The following is a 4001-nucleotide window of genomic DNA, read 5'->3' on the forward strand; positions in this document are numbered from 1 at the left end:
GTAATTAATCTGAGACACTGGAAGCCTTTAAACAAGGCAAAGAGGTGCTCCCTTGAAAAATACGGCAACTCCCATGGCCCCCGCCGGGCCGGATGTTCAGGGTATTAGCAGCGTGCTGGCCTGGGCTTGTGCCTTGCTGGCGGTGGCATTGCCGCTGGCGGTGGCTTACCACCTGCTCAGTACGCCCGTTGAAAGCCTGTTGTTGCGCGCCGGGGTTGTGTTGTCGGCATCGCAGGCTGCGGCGCTTGACGTCACGCTGGCCCAGAAAAGCTTTGCTGCCTTGTTGGGCGTGCTGCCGGTGTGCTGCGCGTCGTACGGGCTGGTGTGTGCCATGCGCTGCTTCTCCGGCTTTTCGCAGGCCGAATATTTCAGTGTGCGCACTGTCAAATACCTGCGCGGTTTTGCCGCCGGTATTTTTGCGTCGGTGGTGGCCAGCGTGGTGTCTTCAACGCTGATCACCCTGGTGCTGACATCCGGCGCACCGGCCGGCCAACGTGCGCTGTCCCTGGGCATGGGCAGCAATGAACTGCTGACGCTGCTGTTTGCCGGCATGGTCTGGCAAATCGCCGCCGTGATGGCGCGGGCAGTGGCACTGGCCGAAGAGAACGCGCAGTTCGTCTGACTCTTTCGCCGATCACAGATCACCGCTTGCCGCATGCCCATCGTTGTCAAGCTCGATGTGATGCTGTCTGAACGCAAGGCCAGGTCCAAAGACCTGGCCGCGTATGTCGGCATCACCGAAGCCAACCTGTCCTTGCTCAAGCAGGGCAAGGTCAAGGGCGTGCGCTTTGACACGCTGATGCGCATTTGCGAATTCCTCGACTGCCAGCCGGGGGACCTGCTGGTTTCCCGGCCGGACGACACCACCTGATCCTGCTTCGGAGCTTCCTCATGAAACGCCTTGCCATCGCCGCGGCCCTGGTCGCCCTGCTCAGCGCCTGCGCTGATATCAACTGGGAACAAACTGCCAAGGAATCCGTCAAGTCGGCTTGCCGGGGTGCGGGCAATTGCAGCATTCCCTGTGACCGCGCCAATCCGGCCACCTTCAATGACCCGCAATGCCTGACGGCCGGCAGGCGGCCATCGCCATAATGGCCTTCATGAAAATCAAACAAAAAATCTCTGCAGCCGGGCGGGCAGCATGAGCGCCAGCGCCGAATTCGTCCGTTATGTGCAGGAGCTACTGGTGCCATTGGGAGACATCCGCGATGGAAAGTTCTTTGGTGGTCATGCGATGAAGCACCGTGGAAAGCAGTTCGCCATGGTCATGGGCAACACCCTGTACTTCCGGGTGGACGACGCCTCGCGGCCGGCATATGAGAAGAAGGGCTCCAAGCCCTTCAGCTACTCGACGAAGAACGGTGTGGTGCAGGTGCGCAAGTACTACGCCGCGCCTGCGGAGCTGCTCGATGACCCGGCGCAGTTGCTGGTGTGGGCCCGGCAGGCGATCAGTGCGGCGAGCACGGCCTGACAAAAGGAAAGGCCCGCAGAAAAGGGCTGCTTAAAGCGGCAGGCCCACGTAGTTCTCGGCCAGCGCCGTTGAAGCAGCCTGCGAATGGATCAAATAATCCAGCTCTGCCTCCTGGAGCTTTTGCCCGAAGCCGCCTGCATCGGGAAACTTGTGCATGAGTGACGTGAACCACCAGGAAAAACGCACAGCCTTCCAGACGCGGCGCAGGCAGGTGTCTGAATAGCTGTTGATACCGGCCTCGCTACCGTCGTAAAACTCTGTCAGCGCGCGTGCCAGGTAACGCACATCGCTGGCCGCCAGGTTCAAACCCTTGGCGCCCGTGGGCGGCACGATGTGGGCCGCGTCGCCTGCCAGGAAGAGGCGGCCGAAGCGCATGGGCTCGGCGACAAAGCTGCGCAGCGGCGCAATGCTTTTTTCAATAGAGGGACCTGTGACCAGGCTTTCCGCCAGCTCGGGCGCCAGGCGGCGGCGCAGTTCGTCCCAGAAGGCGTCGTCGCTCCAGTTCTCCACCTTGTCGTCCAGCGGGCATTGCACGTAGTAGCGGCTGCGGGTGTGGCTGCGCATGCTGCACAGGGCAAAACCGCGCGTGTGGTTGCTGTAGACGAGTTCGTGGGAAACGGGCGGCGTCTCTGACAGCACGCCCAGCCAGCCGAAGGGATAGACGCGCTCAAAGGTCTGCAGCGCATTGGCCGGCACGCTGGCGCGGCTCACGCCGTGAAAACCGTCGCAGCCGGCGATGAAGTCGCATTCCACTTCGTGCGCCACGCCGTGCTGCACATAACGCACCTTGGGGTGTKGCCCGTCAAAGTCATGAAGGCTCACGTTTTCGGCTTCATACGCGGTTGCCAGGCCTGCTGCGGCGCGCGCGTCCATCAGGTCGCGCGTGACTTCGGTCTGGCCGTAGACCATCACCTGTTTGCCGCCGGTCAGCTGCTGCAGGTCAATGCGGTGATGGGTGCCGCCAAAGCCGAGGGCAAAGCCGCCGTGCACGAGCCCTTCCTTGTGCATGCGGCCGCCTACACCGACCTCGTCAAGCAGGTCGGTTGTACCTTGCTCCAGCACGCCTGCGCGTATGCGTCCCAGCACATACTCTTTGCTGCGCTGCTCAATCACGATGGCATGGATGCCGGCCTTATGAAGCAGCTGGCCCAGCAAATGCCCGGCGGGGCCGCCGCCCACGATGGCTACCTGTACGCGCATGGTGTCTCCGTTCAATTTGTCGGGCAATGTGCCCCAAGCGAGAAGGTTATGCGGCTGCGTGCGCCGCGCCCAGCGCGTGGCCGCGGCTTTGCACGATGTCCGGCTCACTTGTGCGATGATCGCGCAATGGTCATCTCAAAAACCGCTTTGAAAACCGGCGCTTTCCCGATCGCCAAGCCCGACATGATTGAAGGCATGGCCAAAGGCATGGCCGTGCTCGAGAGTTTTGACACGCAGCGCCAGCGCCTGAACGCCACGCTGGCGGCGGAACGCGCGGGCATCACGCGGGCGGCCGCGCGCCGCCACCTGCTCACGCTCACACACCTGGGTTACCTGGAAACCGACGGCAGCTATTTCTGGCTGGCTGCCAAGGTGCTGCGCTTTTCAGGCAGCTACCTGGCCACCGCACGCCTGCCGCGCGCTGTTCAACCCGCGCTGAACCGGCTGGCCGCGCAAACGCAGGAGTCGTTTTCCGTCGCAGTGCTGGACGGCGACGAGATTGTCATCATTGGCCGCAGCGGTTTTGAGTGGAAGTCACCGGCAGACAGCGGCAGGGCGACGCCGGCGCGCGTGCTGGCTTACGGCTTGCACCTCGGTGCGCGCCTGCCGGCGCATGCGACTTCCACCGGGCGCGTGCTGCTGGCTGCCAAGACTAAAACCGGGTTCAATGCATGGCTGAAAGCCAGGACCGACACAGGTAACCTGGCCCGGCTGACCCTGCACACCACCACCGACCCGCGCAAGCTCAGGGCGCTGGTGGACCAGGTGCGACTTGACGATTTCTGCGTGGCCAGCGAAGAGCATGAGCTGGGCGTCCACGCCCTGGCCGTGCCGCTGCGTGACATGCAGGGGCACACGGTGGCCGCGCTCAATGTGGTGTCGTCGCCGCAGCGGCTGAGGCCGGAGGCCATGCGGCGCGAATTGCTGCCCTTGCTGCTGGATGCCGCGAGGGAGCTGCGTTCGCTGCTTTAGCTTTTGGGTGGCGAAGGGCGCACGGCCAGCGCGACGCCGCCCAGAATGGCCGTGCAACTAGCGGCGAGCGTCCAGCCCAGCGGCTCTCCAAGAAAGACGATGCCGCCCAGTGCGGTAATGGCCGGCACTGAAAGTTGTACCGAGGCCGCCGTAGTGGCGGGAAGCCGCCTCACCGCCGCGTACCAGATGATGTAGCCCATCCCRGAAGTGATCGCACCAGAGGTCACCGCATACGCCGCCCCGCGCATGTCCCAGATCAGTTGCGGGAACATCAAACAGGCCAACAACAGTGCCAGTGGTGTGGCGCGCAGGAAGTTTCCTGCGGTGGCCTGCGTCGCATCACCGGCGTGTTTTCCGC

General features: G+C 63.3%; 7 protein-coding genes. 5 read left to right on the forward strand and 2 right to left on the reverse strand.

Annotated elements, in window-relative coordinates; genetic code table 11:
• The first annotated feature begins 73 nt into the window (after positions 1-73).
• Genes AC1D1P_RS16625 through AC1D1P_RS16640 form a run of 4 tightly spaced genes read left to right on the forward strand, consistent with a single transcriptional unit; the run spans position 74 to position 1471 of the window.
• Positions 74-622, forward strand: coding sequence for a DUF2975 domain-containing protein (locus AC1D1P_RS16625; RefSeq protein WP_477673728.1), 549 nt, complete (start codon positions 74-76; stop codon positions 620-622).
• A gap of 33 nt (positions 623-655) precedes the next feature.
• The gene (locus tag AC1D1P_RS16630; RefSeq protein WP_092127875.1) at positions 656-871 is read left to right on the forward strand and encodes a helix-turn-helix domain-containing protein; all 216 of its coding nucleotides are present in this window, start codon (positions 656-658) and stop codon (positions 869-871) included.
• A gap of 20 nt (positions 872-891) precedes the next feature.
• Positions 892-1092, forward strand: a complete 201-nt coding sequence (locus tag AC1D1P_RS16635) for a hypothetical protein (RefSeq protein ID WP_477648716.1) — start codon at positions 892-894, stop codon at positions 1090-1092.
• A 49-nt stretch (positions 1093-1141) separates the two neighbouring features.
• Positions 1142-1471, forward strand: a complete 330-nt coding sequence (locus AC1D1P_RS16640; protein ID WP_477669401.1) for a TfoX/Sxy family protein — start codon at positions 1142-1144, stop codon at positions 1469-1471.
• A gap of 30 nt (positions 1472-1501) precedes the next feature.
• Here the strand turns inward: AC1D1P_RS16640 and pobA are convergent, their stop codons facing one another.
• Entirely contained in the window at positions 1502-2671 is a 1170-nt protein-coding gene (gene pobA, locus AC1D1P_RS16645; RefSeq protein ID WP_477673729.1) for a 4-hydroxybenzoate 3-monooxygenase, read from the reverse strand.
• A 126-nt stretch (positions 2672-2797) separates the two neighbouring features.
• Between pobA and AC1D1P_RS16650 the strand changes: the two genes are divergently transcribed.
• Entirely contained in the window at positions 2798-3643 is an 846-nt protein-coding gene (locus AC1D1P_RS16650) for an IclR family transcriptional regulator domain-containing protein (RefSeq protein ID WP_477673730.1), read from the forward strand.
• On the opposite strand, the gene AC1D1P_RS16655 is transcribed toward AC1D1P_RS16650, so the two are convergent.
• Positions 3640-4001 (reverse strand): EamA family transporter (locus AC1D1P_RS16655; RefSeq protein WP_477673731.1); only part of this gene is annotated, 362 nt, incomplete at its 5' end. The two genes, AC1D1P_RS16650 and AC1D1P_RS16655, sit on opposite strands and share 4 nt — an antisense overlap.

The sequence above is a fragment of the Polaromonas sp. P1_E1_2 genome (genome assembly GCF_056406035.1).

What these genes read in the sequence shown, in the direction of transcription:
- AC1D1P_RS16625 (WP_477673728.1), top strand. Translation starts at nt 74, where the DNA reads ATGGCCCCCGCCGGGCCGGATGTTCAGGGTATTAGCAGCGTGCTGGCC.
- AC1D1P_RS16630 (WP_092127875.1), top strand. Translation starts at nt 656, where the DNA reads ATGCCCATCGTTGTCAAGCTCGATGTGATGCTGTCTGAACGCAAGGCC.
- AC1D1P_RS16635 (WP_477648716.1), top strand. Translation starts at nt 892, where the DNA reads ATGAAACGCCTTGCCATCGCCGCGGCCCTGGTCGCCCTGCTCAGCGCC.
- AC1D1P_RS16640 (WP_477669401.1), top strand. Translation starts at nt 1,142, where the DNA reads ATGAGCGCCAGCGCCGAATTCGTCCGTTATGTGCAGGAGCTACTGGTG.
- AC1D1P_RS16650 (WP_477673730.1), top strand. Translation starts at nt 2,798, where the DNA reads ATGGTCATCTCAAAAACCGCTTTGAAAACCGGCGCTTTCCCGATCGCC.